At 65.3% G+C, this 14,897-nt stretch carries 13 protein-coding genes; 3 read left to right on the forward strand and 10 right to left on the reverse strand.

Annotated features, from left to right (window positions below):
* Positions 1 to 82: 82 nt before the first annotated feature.
* The 3 genes from JQ507_24685 to JQ507_24695 all read right to left on the reverse strand — a co-directional run bounded on the left by JQ507_24685 (position 83) and on the right by JQ507_24695 (position 5,062).
* A complete protein-coding gene (locus JQ507_24685; GenBank protein ID QRI68115.1) occupies positions 83 to 1,786 on the reverse strand; it encodes an ABC transporter ATP-binding protein in 1,704 nt (567 codons plus the stop codon).
* Between the two features lie 354 nt (positions 1,787 to 2,140).
* Positions 2,141 to 3,730, reverse strand: a complete 1,590-nt coding sequence (locus tag JQ507_24690; protein QRI68116.1) for a DHA2 family efflux MFS transporter permease subunit — start codon at positions 3,728 to 3,730, stop codon at positions 2,141 to 2,143.
* Between the two features lie 48 nt (positions 3,731 to 3,778).
* Positions 3,779 to 5,062, reverse strand: coding sequence for an HlyD family secretion protein (locus tag JQ507_24695; GenBank protein ID QRI68117.1), 1,284 nt, complete (start codon positions 5,060 to 5,062; stop codon positions 3,779 to 3,781).
* A gap of 191 nt (positions 5,063 to 5,253) precedes the next feature.
* On the opposite strand from JQ507_24695, the gene JQ507_24700 reads away from it, so the two are divergent.
* The 3 genes from JQ507_24700 (at position 5,254) to JQ507_24710 (ending at position 7,313) form a co-directional block, all read left to right on the forward strand.
* Positions 5,254 to 5,898 carry a TetR/AcrR family transcriptional regulator gene (locus tag JQ507_24700; protein QRI68118.1) on the forward strand — a complete coding sequence of 215 codons (645 nt, stop codon included), beginning with the start codon at positions 5,254 to 5,256 and terminating at the stop codon, positions 5,896 to 5,898.
* 121 nt (positions 5,899 to 6,019) lie between these two features.
* Positions 6,020 to 6,862 (forward strand): GNAT family N-acetyltransferase, encoded by an 843-nt coding sequence (locus JQ507_24705; protein QRI68119.1) that lies wholly within the window; start codon positions 6,020 to 6,022, stop codon positions 6,860 to 6,862.
* Between the two features lie 157 nt (positions 6,863 to 7,019).
* Positions 7,020 to 7,313, forward strand: a complete 294-nt coding sequence (locus JQ507_24710; GenBank protein QRI68120.1) for a hypothetical protein — start codon at positions 7,020 to 7,022, stop codon at positions 7,311 to 7,313.
* A 169-nt stretch (positions 7,314 to 7,482) separates the two neighbouring features.
* Here JQ507_24710 and JQ507_24715 read toward each other — a convergent pair whose 3' ends face one another.
* The 7 genes from JQ507_24715 to JQ507_24745 all read right to left on the reverse strand — a co-directional run bounded on the left by JQ507_24715 (position 7,483) and on the right by JQ507_24745 (position 14,872).
* Entirely contained in the window at positions 7,483 to 10,155 is a 2,673-nt protein-coding gene (locus JQ507_24715; GenBank protein ID QRI68121.1) for an alpha/beta hydrolase fold domain-containing protein, read from the reverse strand.
* A 379-nt stretch (positions 10,156 to 10,534) separates the two neighbouring features.
* The gene (locus JQ507_24720; GenBank protein ID QRI68122.1) at positions 10,535 to 11,239 is read right to left on the reverse strand and encodes an SDR family oxidoreductase; all 705 of its coding nucleotides are present in this window, start codon (positions 11,237 to 11,239) and stop codon (positions 10,535 to 10,537) included.
* A 91-nt stretch (positions 11,240 to 11,330) separates the two neighbouring features.
* On the reverse strand, positions 11,331 to 11,525 hold the full coding sequence (locus tag JQ507_24725; GenBank protein QRI68123.1) for a hypothetical protein: 195 nt from the start codon (positions 11,523 to 11,525) through the stop codon (positions 11,331 to 11,333).
* 149 nt (positions 11,526 to 11,674) lie between these two features.
* Positions 11,675 to 12,058: a response regulator gene (locus tag JQ507_24730; protein QRI68124.1), complete on the reverse strand. Its 384-nt coding sequence runs from the start codon at positions 12,056 to 12,058 to the stop codon at positions 11,675 to 11,677.
* 115 nt (positions 12,059 to 12,173) lie between these two features.
* Positions 12,174 to 13,391: an extensin family protein gene (locus JQ507_24735; GenBank protein ID QRI68125.1), complete on the reverse strand. Its 1,218-nt coding sequence runs from the start codon at positions 13,389 to 13,391 to the stop codon at positions 12,174 to 12,176.
* Positions 13,392 to 13,450: 59 nt separating this feature from the next.
* Entirely contained in the window at positions 13,451 to 13,612 is a 162-nt protein-coding gene (locus tag JQ507_24740; GenBank protein ID QRI68126.1) for a hypothetical protein, read from the reverse strand.
* A 468-nt stretch (positions 13,613 to 14,080) separates the two neighbouring features.
* Entirely contained in the window at positions 14,081 to 14,872 is a 792-nt protein-coding gene (locus JQ507_24745) for a DUF2147 domain-containing protein (protein QRI68127.1), read from the reverse strand.
* Between the last annotated feature and the right edge of the window lie 25 nt (positions 14,873 to 14,897).

A 14,897-nucleotide genomic window follows, 5' to 3' on the forward strand; every position in this document is an offset into this window, starting at 1 on the left:
CAATTCCAATCTCAAATCGATTCTCGTATCAATTCCGGCGCGTGGCTGAAGAACATGAGCCCATCAGCCACGCGCCCTTGCATCATTCCGCCGCGACCTCGCCGAACTCGGTCGCCTGGCGCTCGAACAGGCCGCGGTAGATGCCGCCCGGCCGCGCGGCAAGCACCTCGTGCGTGCCCTGCTCGACGATCTGGCCGCGATCGAACACCAGGATGCGATCCATGCTGCGCACCGTCGACAGCCGGTGTGCGATCACGATCGAGGTCCGGCCCTTCATCAGCCGCTCCATCGCCTGCTGGATCAGCGCCTCGGACTCCGAATCCAGGCTCGAGGTCGCCTCGTCCAGGATCAGGATCGGCGCATCCGCCAGGAAGGCGCGCGCCAGCGCCACGCGCTGCCGCTCGCCGCCCGACAGCTTGACGCCGCGCTCGCCCACCAGCGTGCCGTAATCCTTCGGCAGCCGCATGATGAAGTCGTGCGCATTGGCAAGCCGCGCCGCCTGCTCGATCGCCGCCATGCTGGCGCCCGGCCGGCCATAGGCGATGTTCTCCGCCAGCGTGCGATGGAACAGGATCGGCTCCTGCTGCACGATCGCAATCTGACTGCGCAGCGATTGCTGCGTCGCCTTGGCGATGTCCTGACCGTCGATCAGGATCTTTCCGCCGGAGACGTCGTACAGCCGCTGCACCAGCTTGACGAAGGTCGTCTTGCCGGAGCCGGAGCGCCCGACCAGACCGACGCGCTCGCCGGCATCGATGTCGACCGACAGCCCGTCATAGAGCGGCCGGCGATGGCCGCCATAGTGGAACGTGACGTCGTCGAACACGATGCGGCCGCCCTGGATGTCGATCGTCCCGGCATCGTCAGCATCGACGATGCCGAGCGGCTCGCCATGGATCTGCACCAGCTCCTCCATGTCGTTCACCGAACGCTGCAGGTTGTTGATGTGCATGCCGACATCCCGCAGGTAGGCGTGGATGATGTAGTAGCTGGTCAGCACATAGGTGACGTCACCCGGCGTGGCGTGGCCTTGCGCCCACAGCAGGATTGCGCCGCCGATCACCGACGCGCGGAAGCACAGCAGCACCACGAGCTGCGCCGTCGAGGTGTGGTTGTAGCGGAACCAGGTCCGCCGCACCCGCCGGCGCCAGCGGCTGATGACGCCGTCGAGCCTGCCATCCTCGCGCGCCTCGGCGCCGAACGACTTCACCACCGCGTTGCAGGTCAAGGCGTCGGCCAACGTGCCGCCGACCTTGGTGTCCCAGGCATTGGAGACGCGCGCGGCCGGCGCGACGTAATACACCTGGAACAGCATGGTCATCGCGACATAGATCACCGAACCGACCGCGATCACCGCGCCGAGCTGCGGCCAATGCATGCCGAGCAGGATCATCGAGCCGACCAGCACGATGAGCGACGGCAGCAACGCCATCAGGATGGTGTCGTTCAACAGATCGAGCGCCCACATGCCGCGTGTGATCTTGCGCACGGTGGAGCCCGCGAACGAATTGGCGTGCCAGTCGGTCAGCAGCGACAGCGCGCCGAGGCCGACGATGGCGCCGAACGCCAGCATCGCCGCATGGCGCGCCATCGCATCGGTGGCGCCCGCGGTCAGCGCGTCGACCAGATGGCCTGAAAATACCGGCATGAACAGGTCGGCAGCGGTCGCGCCGAGGAAGCCCGCGGTCACGGCGGAGGCGCGGAACGGCTGTTCCAGCCAATGGCGGAACACGAATGGCAGCACGATCCGGATCGCCGCCGGTCGCTTGGTCGTTTGAGTGGTCATGGTCCATTCCGGCCACGCTTTTGCAGCGCAAGCCGGCTCCATCTGGGGCAACGCGCGGACAGAATCCGGCCGCAGGCGTCGCTGAAAACAATCGGTAATGTGTTGGGAAGTTTGGATGATCGGGCATCGAGCCCGATCAGCGCCGGGACCTAATGCGCGAGAGCGCCCAGCAGCAACGAACGCGGGCGCACGGTCTGCGAAACAAACGACATCATGTGCATCTCCCCGGTTCGTGAAACGATGGCGCTGCTTATAAATGCATCATGCGCGATTGGCAAGATGACATCCGCGTGAGTGCGTCAATGTGTCGACGATGTCGGCTATTCACGCCAACGGGTGCACGCCGCGATCCACTCAATGCGCGTCGCCGCCGCCGGCGGCCATCGACGGCGGCTTGTTGACGAACAGCACCAGGAGGCTGAGCGCGACGTAGAACAGCGACAGCATGAAGAAGGCGTCGCCATAACCCATCACCGCGGCCTGGCGGTGCACGAGCTGCGAGAGCTGCTTCATCGCCATCAAGGTGGAGTCGCCCATGCCCTGCAGGCGCTGGGCGAAGTTGTTGAGGGTCTCCACCGCCATCGTATTGCCCCAGGTCACGCGATCCTGCAGCCGCGAGATGTGCAGATCGGTACGATCGTTGAGCACCTCGTTGATGACGGCGAGCCCGACCGCGCCGCCGAGGTTGCGCATCAGGTTGAACAGGCCCGACGCATTCTTGACGCGGTCCGGCTGCAGCGTCGCGAGCGCGATGTTGTTGGTCGGCACCATCGCGCACATCATGCCGATGCCGCGCAGGATCTGCGGCAGCAGCAGCTCGTAGAAATCGTACTCGCGGGTAATCCAGGTCATCTGCCAGGAGCCGAGCGCGAAGGTGACGAGGCCGAAAGCGATGATGTAGCGCAGGTCGACCTTCTGCATCAGCCGGCCGACCACCGGCGCCATGAAGAACATGGTCATGCCGGAGATGAACATGGTCTCGCCGATCATCAGCGCGCTGTAGCCGCGGATCTCGGCGAGATAGCGCGGATAGACGTAGGTGAGGCCGTAGAGCCCGACACCGATGCAGAACTGCAGCACGCAGCCGACCGCGAAGTTGCGGTTGGAGAAGGCGTAGAGATCGACGATCGGCTCCTCCGCGGTCAGCACCCGCCAGAAGAAGGCGATCGCCGAGACGAAGCAGATCGCGGCGCAGATCGCCACCGAGGTGTCCTGCAGCCATTCATATTGCGGGCCTTCCTCCAGCACATATTCGAGCGAGCCGAGGAAGCCGCCCATGAAGATCAGGCCCCACCAGTCGAAGCGGTCGAGCAGCGCGAAGTTGGGCTGATCGAAATCGACCAACGCCAGCACGCCGACGGTGATGATGACACCGGGCACGATGTTGATGAAGAACAGCCAGTGCCACGACATCAGGTCGGTGATGTAGCCGCCGACGGTCGGGCCCACGGTCGGCGCCAGCGTCGCGACCAGCCCGATGACCGGCGCCACGATATAGAACTTGGAGCGCGGGAAGATGGTGTAGGCGGAGGCGAACACCGTCGGGATCATGCCGGCGCCGAGGAAGCCCTGCAGCGCGCGCCACAGGATCATCTGCTCGATCGAGGAGGCAAAGCCGCACAGCAGGCTCGATGCCGTGAAGCCGAACGCCGAGATTGCAAACAGCAGCCGGGTGCCGAGCGCGCGCGACAGGAAGCCGGACAGCGGGATCGCGATCACCTCCGCGATCAGATAGGCGGTCTGCACCCACGACACTTCGGTCGACGACGCCGACAGGCCGGCCTGGATCTCGGTGAGCGAGGCCGAGACGACCTGGATGTCCAGGATCGCCATGAACATACCGAACACCATGATGATGAAGGCAAACAGCCGCTTTGGCTGGATGCGCTCGGAATCCGAAGCGCCGGTCATCATCGAGGGCGAGGCAGTGGTCGCGTCGGCCATGGGCTCATCAGGCTCCGAGCCTCGGACTGCGTCCGAAGCGTCAAGGCATCATTGCGGATGGATCATCATCGGCGAGTCGAGGTCGGTATCGGCGTCGGCATCGGCCGCGCCCTCGCTGGTGTCGACCGTGGTGTAGACCGACATGCCGGCGCGCAGCAGGCCCTGTTTGGCGACGCTGTCAGGCACGCGGATGCGGACCGGCAGGCGCTGCACGATCTTGGTGAAATTGCCGGTCGCGTTGTCGGGCGGCAGCAGGGTGAACACCGAGCCCGCCGCCGGCGAGATGCTGTCGACGATGCCGGTGAACTTGCGGAAGCCGTAGGCGTCGACCTTGATCGTCACCCGCTGTCCGGTGCGGATGCGCTTGAGCTGGGTCTCCTTGTAGTTGGCGTCGATGAAGACGCCGGCGAGCGGCACCACATTGCCGAGCCGCTGCCCGACATTGATGTAATCGCCGGTGTTGACCAACCGGTTGGAGAAGGTGCCGTCGACCGGCGCGCGCACCTTGGTGAATTCGAGATCGCGCTCGGCCTTGGCGAGCTGGGTCTGCAATTCGGCGAGCTGGGCGCGGGCCTCGGCCTGCTGCGCCTTGGTGACATCGACGTTGCTCTTTGCGGCGTCGTAGGCAGCCTGCGCCGACCGCACCGCGGCCGCGCCTTGATCACGGCCCGCTTCGGAGACTTCGAAGGTGGCGCGCGAGGCAAAGCCCTTGGTGCTCAGCGCCTGCTGGCGATCGTAATCGAGATCGGCGCGCTTCAAACCGGCCTGGGCGGAGACGAGCTGCGCCTGCGCCTGCTCGACCGAGCTTTCGGCCGCCGCGACCTGGCGACCGATGCGCTCGATCGTTGCCTGCTGGGTCGCGATCCGCGTGCGCGCGGCATCGACCGCGATGCGATAGTCGCCGTCATCGATCCGGAAGATCACATCGCCGGCCCGCACCAGCGCATTGTCGCCGGGCAGGATCGCCGCGATATGGCCCGCGACGCGCGCGCCGAGCATGGTGTTGTTGGCGCGGACATAGGCATCGTCGGTCGAGATGTAGAAGCGCCCGACCATCAGGTAATAGGCGGCATAGCTTGCGGCGGCGAGCGCGAGCAGGCCGACAATGCCCATCAACACGAATCGGCGCTTGCCGGATTTCGGCGCAGCGGTGGCGGGCGAAGCCGCCGGCTGCTCGGGCGCAGCAGCGGGTGGCGCTTCAGCCGGGCTCTTGGCTTCGTCGGCCCTCGCCTGCTCGCCGAGATCGGCCGATGCGTCGCGCGCCATCGCGTCCCCGGCCATCTCAGGCTCGGAACGAACAATGCGTGCAGCCTGATCTCGTGCTGCGGCCATAACCGAGGCTCCCCACAAAAAATCTTGAGGCCCGCGATGGCGGAATACGGGCCGTGCGGCGCATCGCCACTCCTTCCAATACCATTGACCGAACGGTTCGGTCAATCTATATTCCTACCCGGCGGTTTATAATGGTTCGATTGTCCCGTTGGTTCATTCCGGGTTGAGTTCTTTCGCGAGAAGCTAAATCAATGGTTGCAGCCCCCCGAACCTCGCTCCAAGCCGTCGGCGAGGAGGAATCTTCGAAACGCCGCCAGATCCTGGACGGCGCCCGCAAGGTATTCCTGGAGCTCGGCTTCGACGGTGCCAGCATGGGCGAGATCGCCCGCGCCGCCGCCGTCTCCAAGGGCACGCTCTACGTGTACTTCCCCGACAAGGCCGGGCTGTTCGCGGCGATCGTCGAGGAGGAAAAGCTCGAACAGGGCAAGGTCTCCTTCAACTTCGACCCGGCGCGCGACGTCGACACCACCCTCCCCGAGTTCGGCCGCGCCTATATCGCCTTGCTGTGCCGGCCCGGCGGCGGCTCGGCGATCCGCACCGTGATGGCGATCGCCGAGCGGATGCCCGAGCTCGGCAGCCGGTTCTACACCCATGTGATCGCCCACACCGTCGACCGCTTCGCCGCCTATCTGGAGGCGCGCGCCGCGCTCGGCGAACTCGTGATGGACGACACCCAGCTCGCGGCCTGGCAGTTCATGCAGATGTGCCAGGCGACGCTGTTCCAGGCATTCATCTTCCAGGCCAATCCGTCGCCCTCACCGGAGCGGATCGCGACCGTCGTCGACAGCGCGACGCGCGTGTTCTTCGCAGCGTACCGGCCGAAGCAAGCGAACTGATCTCTTCGTCATTGCGAGCCAACGGGTCGTGCGAACGCGCGCCCGATGGCTCGCAATGACGGGGACCTAAAGGCGCGCTACCATGGCCGAGCCCGACGCCAATTCGAGGTGATCATCTGCCATGAACGACCTCACCATCCGAAACATGCGGCCTGACGAGATCGCACTGGCGGTCGACTGGGCCGCGGCGGAGGGATGGAATCCCGGTCTCGCGGATGCGCCCTGCTTTGCCGCCGAAGACCCGCAGGGCTTCTTCATCGGCGAGCTCGACGGCGAGCCAGCGGCCGTGATCTCCTGTGTCAATTACGGCGCGCAGTTTGCCTTTCTCGGCTTCTACATCGTGCGCCCGGATCTGCGCGGCCGCGGCCATGGCCTGAAGATCTGGAATGCGGCCATCGCGCATGCGCGTCCGCGCGTGATCGGGCTCGACGGCGTGGTGGCGCAGCAGGCGAACTACCAGAAGTCAGGCTTCGCGCTGGCTTACGCCAATGTGCGCTACGGCGGCACGGTTGCCGCACCGTCGGCAGCAAACCCCAACATCGTCGCGCTCACCGATTTGCCCCTGGCGCAGATCGAGGCCGACGACGCCACGGTGTTTCCGGCCCCGCGCCCGGCCTTCCTGCGCGCCTGGATCAACAATTCGGGACATGTCGGGCGCGCGTTGATACGCGACGGCAGGCTCGCCGGCTGGGGCGTGATCCGTCCGTGCCGGAGCGGCCACAAAATTGGTCCGCTTGTCGCCGACAATCGCGCCGGCGCCGAAAGCATTCTCTCCGCATTGCTCGCGAGCGCGGGCGGCGGCGAGATATTCCTCGATGTCCCCGCGATCAATCGTGATGCCGTTGCGCTCGCGCAAGGCCTTGGGCTGTCACCGGTGTTCGAGACTGCGCGGATGTACACCGGCGCGATTCCTCCCTTGCGGATCGACCGCGTGTTCGGCGTCACGACTTTCGAGCTCGGCTAGCGCCGCCTGTGCGTTCAAATGACGCAGGATCGCAAACACGGTTCCTGTGAAGCCGCTCATAACGCGGTTATTCGACAACGCAATATACTTCTGGTTGAGCGAAGGAGCCAGCCCGGCGCACTTCCGCGCACTGTGCTCGTCCGCAAGGAGGTGTCATATGGCGTTCCTGTTCTTCAATTTCCGCAGCATGAGCCTCAGCGAGGCGCTCGCCAATGTCGGCGAACTCAAGGGCGTCGTCGCCAACACGCTGAAGCAGAGCGGCTTCACCGACGTCGTCAACACCCAGTCGGAGGTCGCCGGCAACAAGAACGGCGTTCGCGTGTCCATCCTGCATCTGCACAATGTCGATCGGCAGTTCTGGCAGGTGTTCATGGCCGGCGGCGATACCGCGGCTACCAAGCAGACGCTCGACGACGTCGTCAACAAGGTGGAGCACCTCGCCTTCCTGTAGGGCTCCCGGCTCTGATTGAAGCAAGACGTGCGAAATCCCCGCGGGTCAACCGCGGGGATTTGCGTTCCCTAAAGCGCGATGAGATTGGGTTGAATCGTCATCGCGCTTTAGCTCCTTGTTTGAGCATGATCTTTTCGGAAAACCGCTTCGCACTTTTCCGGATCATGCTCTAATTCGCCGCCGCGTTGACTTGCGGCGTGGCGACGTTGTCCTGCTCCACCTCCTCCGGCAGTCCGGCGAAGCGGCGCAGCGCCTTCGCCATCTTCACGCGGCCGGCGACGCCGGTGATGATGACGTCGACCATCACGAACGACGAGTGGAAGTGGCCGTTGCCCTTGAGTTGCTCGACCTTGACGCCGGCTTTCGCGAGCGCGTCGCCATAGGCATTGCCCTCGTCGCGCAGCGGGTCGAACTCCGCCGTCGCAATGAATGCCGGGGGCAGGCCTTCGAGCTTGCCGCGCAGCGGCGCGACGCGCGGATCGGTGCGGTCGGCCGGAGAGCAGTACAGGTCCCAGAACCAGAACATCAGCCCCCGAGTCAGGAAATATCCGGCTGCGTTGTCGACATAGGACTGGCGGTCGAAGGTCGAGTCGGTGACCGGGCAGATCAACAGCTGGCCTGAGATCTCGGGTCCGCCGCGATCGCGCGCGAGCTGGCAGGTAACGGCCGCGATGTTGCCGCCGGCGCTCCAGCCCGCGACCAGCACCGGCCCGGGCCTGCCGCCGAGCTCGTCGGCGTGGGCGGCGATCCAGCGCGTCGCCGCATAGCCGTCCTCGGCCGCGGCCGGGAAGCGATGCTCGGGTGCGTGGCGATAGCCGACGCTGACGATGATCATGCCGGTGCGCCGGCACAGATCGCGGCAGAACGGATCATCCGACAGCTCGTCGCCGAGCACCCAGCCGCCGCCGTGGAAGTACACCACGATCGGATGCGGCCCGGCCGTCGCCGGCCGGTACAGCTTGTAAGGCAGCGGCCCGTCCGCGCCCTGCAGCATGCCGGTGCCGACCTCGCCGACCGGTCGTCCTGCAGGACGGCCCTTGTTGAACTCGGTGAGGAAATCGCGCGCGCCCTGCGCGCCCATCGTCTCGATCGGCGGCAGGTTCATCTCCGCCAGCATGCCGAGCACAAGCCGCACGTCCGGCTGCAACCGCACCACCTCGCCGTCATTGCACTGCTCGGCAACGCCGGGACCGGTGAGCCTGAAGCCGAGCATGCCGCGGCCGACCACCTCGTTGCAGATGCTGCGATACGGGCCGACGCCGCCGGTATAGGGCATCACGCCCTGCGGCTTGCCGGGCACGTTGGCGCCCGTGTACCAGGTGTTGGCGAGCCGGTGCAGCGTCAGCGTCGCGCAGTCGGCCATGTGGCGTTCCCAGCCGGCCTGCGCGGTGTCGGTCGCCTCCATCGTAGTGAAGCCGGCGTCGCGCAGCGCGGCGATGCGTTCGACCACCCAGTCGACATGCTGCTCGATCGAGACCGCCATGTTCGACAGCACCGATGGGCTGCCGGGGCCGGTGATCATGAACAGATTGGGGAAGCCCGCGACGGTGACGCCGAGATAGGTCTGCGGTCCGTGCGCCCAGACGTCCGACAGCGACTTGCCGCCGCGGCCGGAGATCGGATGCACCGCCATGATCGCGCCGGTCATCGCGTCGAAACCGGTGGCGAAGACGATGACATCGACATCGAAGCTGCGCTTGTCGGTCGAGATGCCGCTCGCCGTGATCGCCTTGATCGGCTCCTGGCGCAAATTGACCAGCGTGACGTTCGGGCGATTGTAGGTCGCATAGTAATTGGTATCGAGGCAGGGACGCTTGGCGCCGAACGGATGATCGTGCGGGGCCAGCGCGGCGGCGATCTCCGGATCCTTGACCACGGCACCGATCTTCTCGCGGATCAGATCGGCGACCACCTTGTTGCCGTCGACATCGACCGCCTGGTCGGCCCAGAGCTGGCTCAAGATGTGGACGAGGTCACCCGCCGCCCACGCCTTCTCGAACCGCTCACGGCGCTCGGCGTCGCTCAATTGCCAGCTCACCACGGTCTGCTGCGGATAGGGCACGCCGGCCATCGACCAGCGCGCCTGCTCGCGGTAGGCTGCGCGATCGCTCTCGAAGAACGCCTTGCGATCATCCGGCACCGGACCGTTGCCGGCAGGCAATGCGAAATTCGGCGTGCGCTGGAACACGGTGAGTTGCGCGGCCTGCTCGGCGATCAGAGGGATCGACTGGATGCCCGACGATCCGGTGCCGATCACGGCGACGCGCTTGCCCTTGAGATCGACGCCCTGATGCGGCCAGCGGCCGGTGAAGTAGATCTCGCCCTTGAAATCTTTGACGCCGTCGATCTCCGGCGGCTTCGGCGACGACAGGCAGCCGGTCGCCATGATGTAGTAGCGGCACGAGACATTGGCGCCGTTATTGGTCGAGATCAGCCAGCGCGACGTCGCATCATCCCAGGTCGCCTGCGTCACCTTGGTGCCGAACCTGATATCGCGACGCAGGTCGTAGCGGTCGGCAACGAAGCCGAGATAGCGCAGGATCTCCGGCTGGGTGGCGTATTTCTCCGACCAGGTCCACGCTCGATCGAGCTCGGGATCGAAGGTGTAGCTGTAGTCGATGGTCTGGATGTCGCAGCGCGCGCCTGGATACCGGTTCCAGTACCAGGTGCCGCCGACGTCGCCGCCTTCTTCAAGCGCCACCGCCGAGAAGCCCGCCTTGCGCAAGCGGTGCAGCAGATAGAGACCGGCGAAACCGGCGCCGACCACCGCGACGTCGACTTGCTGCGTGGTTCCGCTGTGGGTGGAGTCCGAAGCGCGTGCTGCAACTGCTGCGTCTGGCATGCCATTCCTCCCGTATGTTTTGATTTGACGGAAGGCTAGCCCTGCCCTTTCAGTTTGTCATCACGACAAACGCAATCTGAGGTCGCCGCAATTGTGACGCCCGCGGCCTGTAGCAGGATGCGCAGCGTGTGGACGCAAGTGGCGACGAAGGATGTGGGGAGCGCAATAAACGGCGTCACACACTACAACGTCGTCCCGGCGAAAGCCGGGACCCATACTCCGTCGCGGATGTTGTGGGCGAGACGCGTCGTTCCACCGGCGCGCAACAATGACCATCGGTGGTTATGGATCCCGGCCTTCGCCGGCACGACACCGAATATTCAGTGCCGGTCGTGATCAAAAACTCACTTGCTCTAGATGACGGGTTGGGCACACGCCCTCAGATCGACCGCATCAGACCGCCATCGACGCGGATGTTCTGGCCGGTGATGTAGCCGGCGCCGTCGGAGACGAGGAAGGCGATGGTTGCCGCGATCTCCTCCGCCTTGCCGTAGCGCTTCATCGGCACGGCGTCGCGCCGCTCCTCGGTCGCCGGCAGGCTGTCGATCCAGCCCGGCAGCACATTGTTCATGCGGACATTGCTGGCGGCGTAGCTGTCGGTGAACAGCTTTGTGAACGCGGCGAGCCCGGCGCGGAACACCGCTGACGTCGGAAACATCGCGCTCGGCTCGAAGGCCCAGGCGGTGGAGATGTTGACGATCGCGCCGGACTTCTGCGCCTGCATGTGAGGTGCGACCAGGCGCGTCGGACGGATCACGTTCATCAGATAGACGTCGAGGCCGGTGTGCCACTGCTCATCGGTCAGTTCGAGCACGCCGGCGCGCGGGCCGTGACCGGCGCTGTTGACCAGCGCATCGATGCGGCCCCAGCGCGCCATCACGCCGTCGACGGCGCGCTTCAGGTCGTCGTTCGAGCGGTTCGAGCCGGTGAAGCCGAGGCCACCGAGTTCACTCGCCAGCGCCTCGCCCTTGCCGGACGACGACAGGATCGCGACGCGAAAGCCATCCGCAGCCAAACGCCGCGCCGCCGCTGCGCCCATGCCGCTGCCGCCCGCGGTGACGAGTGCGACCTTCTCCAAAGCCATGATCTGATTTCCCATTTGATGACGAAGTTGACGCAAGGTCTATCATCTGGGATCAGGCAGCGCGACACCCGGCCTGCCGCACGATGGCGCACTACTTCCTGAACACCTGTTTCGATCCGGCGTCGAACCTGGCCACCGGCCGGTCCATCTGCCACAGCTCGATGTCGTGGGCGTCGACGAGACGGCCGGCCGACGTGATGGCCTGGTCGTCGTCGGCGCAATCCATGTTGACCACGCCGATGGATCGGCTGTGTTGCCCAACGATATATGCGCGATAGGTCGTCATCTTCGTTCTCCGGCCGTTGCGAACTCCGCCGCAGCGATGCCCGAGCGCGAAGATGAGCTTGAGGATGTATGAATTCGAGAAGGTCTGCTTCGACTTCTTATAAGCGCGGAATAAGTAGCGGCCGCGTCACGGGCCGATCGAATCAGCCGTCAGGCCGGCGCGCCGTTCTTGAGCAGCTTCGCGATGGCCGCAACCAGCTCATCGGGCGAGAACGGCTTGTTCAGCAGCACGCTGTCCGGCACGCCCCTGGTCGGCCACTCGTCGCCGCCACCGCCGGTGATGTAGAGCACCGGGAACGATGGATCGATCTCGCGGGCACCACGCGCGACACGCCAGCCGTCGAGCCGGCCGAGCAGGCGGATGTCGGTAACCAGCGCGCTGTACTTGGTGCGGAATGCCTTCAGCAACGTCAACGCTTCCTCGCCCGAGCCTGCGATCGCCGGCTCGTAGCCGCCGTCCTTCAGGGCGTCTTCCACCATCATCTGAAGATCACGATCGTCTTCGATGACGAGAATGATCGGAGCGTCTTGCAAAGCTATCCCCCAGAAATCAGCCGGGCGCGCTCCCGGCTCCGAAGCATATGCAGCATAAAAGTGGCCACCGTTTGCACGGTGTCACCCAGTAAAAATACGGGTATCAGACGCGTGTCTATTCGTCGGCGAATTCGTCTTCTTCGTTGACCCCCGCTCTACCCCGCGGAGCCGGCTTTCTGCCGCCAAGCGATCCTGTGACATAAGGTTCGCGCGTTGCATAGGGGTTACGGCCGCCGGCGCGCGCCGCGACCTCTTCGCCGGAGACCGCGGCGGGCTGGCAGATCAGGCGCCGGCTGGCCCGGCGCATCAGGTCCACATGGATGTGGTCGTAGTGATAGACGTTGGAACCCGGTGCCAGCACGGTGGTGAATTGCTGGCAGGCGGCGGCCTGGACATCGCGCAGGAAGCCCTGCTCTTCCGGCAGGCCCTTCCAGCCATCCTTCACCGAGACGCGGCGGCCATCGGACAGCGTGAAGGCTGCGATGTCGAGCGCATTGCCGAAGGCGTGCTCAGAAATATGCGCGTGCGAATTGCCGTTCATGCCGCGGCACGAATAGGCCGAGATCTGCTTGATCTCGACGACGCGCGCGCCGAACCAGCGCTGCGCCGCCGGCTGCACGGAATCGGCGAGCCAGCGCTCGAGCACGGAGACGATCGGGCACGCCAGTGTCGCCGCCGGCTTCACTGCGACCGGGCCGACCGTCATCACCGGATTGCCGTTCGACGGACCGAGCCGCGGCGGCGATGGCGCGCCGGGCGGCTGCTGCGAATAAGGCGCCGGTGAATACGGCGCGGCTGCGCCCTCGCGCTGCGGATTGCGCGGCAGGCCTGGATAATAAGGTCGCTCGCCGCTTGCCTCGGGCGACCCGTCCGGCGGCAGGTCGATCTCGCCCTGCTGCGGCGGCACGCCGGGCGCCGACAACGAGACCGGCCCGTTCGGCTGGCTGCCATAGTTCGGCTGGCCGACGGCCTGATCGGAATATGGCGCCTGCGCGGGCCCCGGACTGGGCTGACGGTTGATCGGCCAGCGCGGCTGGCCACCGACCGATGCCGGCGGACGCAGACTGTCATCGGCAAATCCATAGGCTGAACTGGTTTCGCCGAGGGCTGCGACCTTGAGCGGGAATTCGGCGCCGCAGACGCCGGGGCCGGAAATCGGATCGATGCGGACGAGGTCGGGCCCTTCCTTGACCGCACCTGATTTCAGGCAAGCGGCCTCGGCCTCGGCCCGCCACGGTTCGCGCTCGGCGGTCTGGAACAGACCACGGCCGCAACCAGCAAGCGACACAAGGACAAGGGAGCCGACGAGATACAAACGAACTCCACGCGTCATGGCGCGGAGGTTCTGCGAATTTGATTAAAGACTCTTCAACGCATTTCGACTGAATGATTTCAGCTGCTTTTAACCATGCGCGGCTTGCGGCGTAATGCTTGTTGCGTCAACCACTGACACGCGCTCTGCATCACGACGTAGAAGCGCAAGGAGATCGCCGCTCGTGTCGCGATGGAGAATGCCTTGGCATTCAGCATCCGTGTCCGGCGCAGGAAATTCATCTATAGGTAGCAGTTCCTGCCACAACAACCCGGATCGGGAACTGACAGGCGGTATCCGGTACTGCTGGCGCATACGTTCTGCGCAACGCCCTGGAAAATATTTGGTGCCGCTTCAACGCCTTGATTCGGCATCCGTTTGAACCGCACATCGCAATGCGGCATCGCTCGGAAACTCCGGCCGGACAGCACCGCTGACTTTATCCGCCAGGAACCACTTGCTAGCTTTTGCGTTAATGCGGGCAGCGTTGTGAACCAAGGGAGTTTCCCAATGGATTTCGCGAGTCCTCTGCTGAGCAAGCTGAGCATTGTGGCCGCGTACATCGCGTTCGCCTTCGTTGGCGCCATCATTCTCGGCGTGTTCTAGACAATCAGACAGGCGATGAGTTCAGCGCCCGGCGGCCGTCCCCCCGCCGGGCGCTTTGCGTCACCGATGAAGGCATCCGGTTACAAATTTGGACAGCTGCGCACTCAGGTGCGCGGCTCACCCCGGAGCTGCCCCTGCGTGATCACCCGCGCCCGCGAATGCCAGACGCGGACCCAGTCGACGCCGCTGCAATAGAAGCGGCCGAGCACGCAGGATTCGACGCGCAGTTTGTCCGCGCCCTGCACCGCGATCGTGCCGTAACGGATGATGCCGCTGTCCTGGCTGTAGACACCGCCCTTCCAGCGCGCATCCTGCTTCGGCTTCATGTTGATCAGCACCGCTTCGCCGAGATCGCGCGTGGACCTGTCGAGCGCGTAGCCGCACAGCGCGTTGCCGCAGAGGCGAATGCGGACCAGGTCGTTGGCTTCGGTCTGCCAGTCGCCGATCGGGCCGTCGTCCGGCTCGTCGACCTCGCGCGAGACTCGGATCAGCGGCGGCACCGGACCCGCAGGCACGGCGGCCGGCGGCGGAGCTGCGACGGCCGGCGGCGGCTCGGGCGTCATCACGCGCGTCGGCGCCGGCGGTGGTGGCGCGGCAACAGGCGGCGGCACGGCGGGAGCGGGCTTGTACACAATGATCGGCGGCGGTGCTGGCGGCGGGCTTGCGGCCGGCGTAACCGGGATCGCTGCGGGCGCGGGCACCGGATTCAACATGCGACCGTTGTCGCCACCATCGTCGCGCCTGGATCTGTCAGACACCGAGACGCAGGAGAGCGAGCGACACCGCGCCGAATCGAGATGGACGCGGTGGCCGCCGATCGAAAACGAGAGCCCCTCGCCGGCATAGGCGAACGGCGCGAACAGGGTCAGCGCGACGAGCAGGCAGGTGCGCTTCATCGAAGCCTCCAGAACATCCGACGAC

The sequence above is a fragment of the Bradyrhizobium sp. PSBB068 genome (assembly GCA_016839165.1).
Classification (GTDB): Bacteria; Pseudomonadota; Alphaproteobacteria; order Rhizobiales; family Xanthobacteraceae; genus Bradyrhizobium.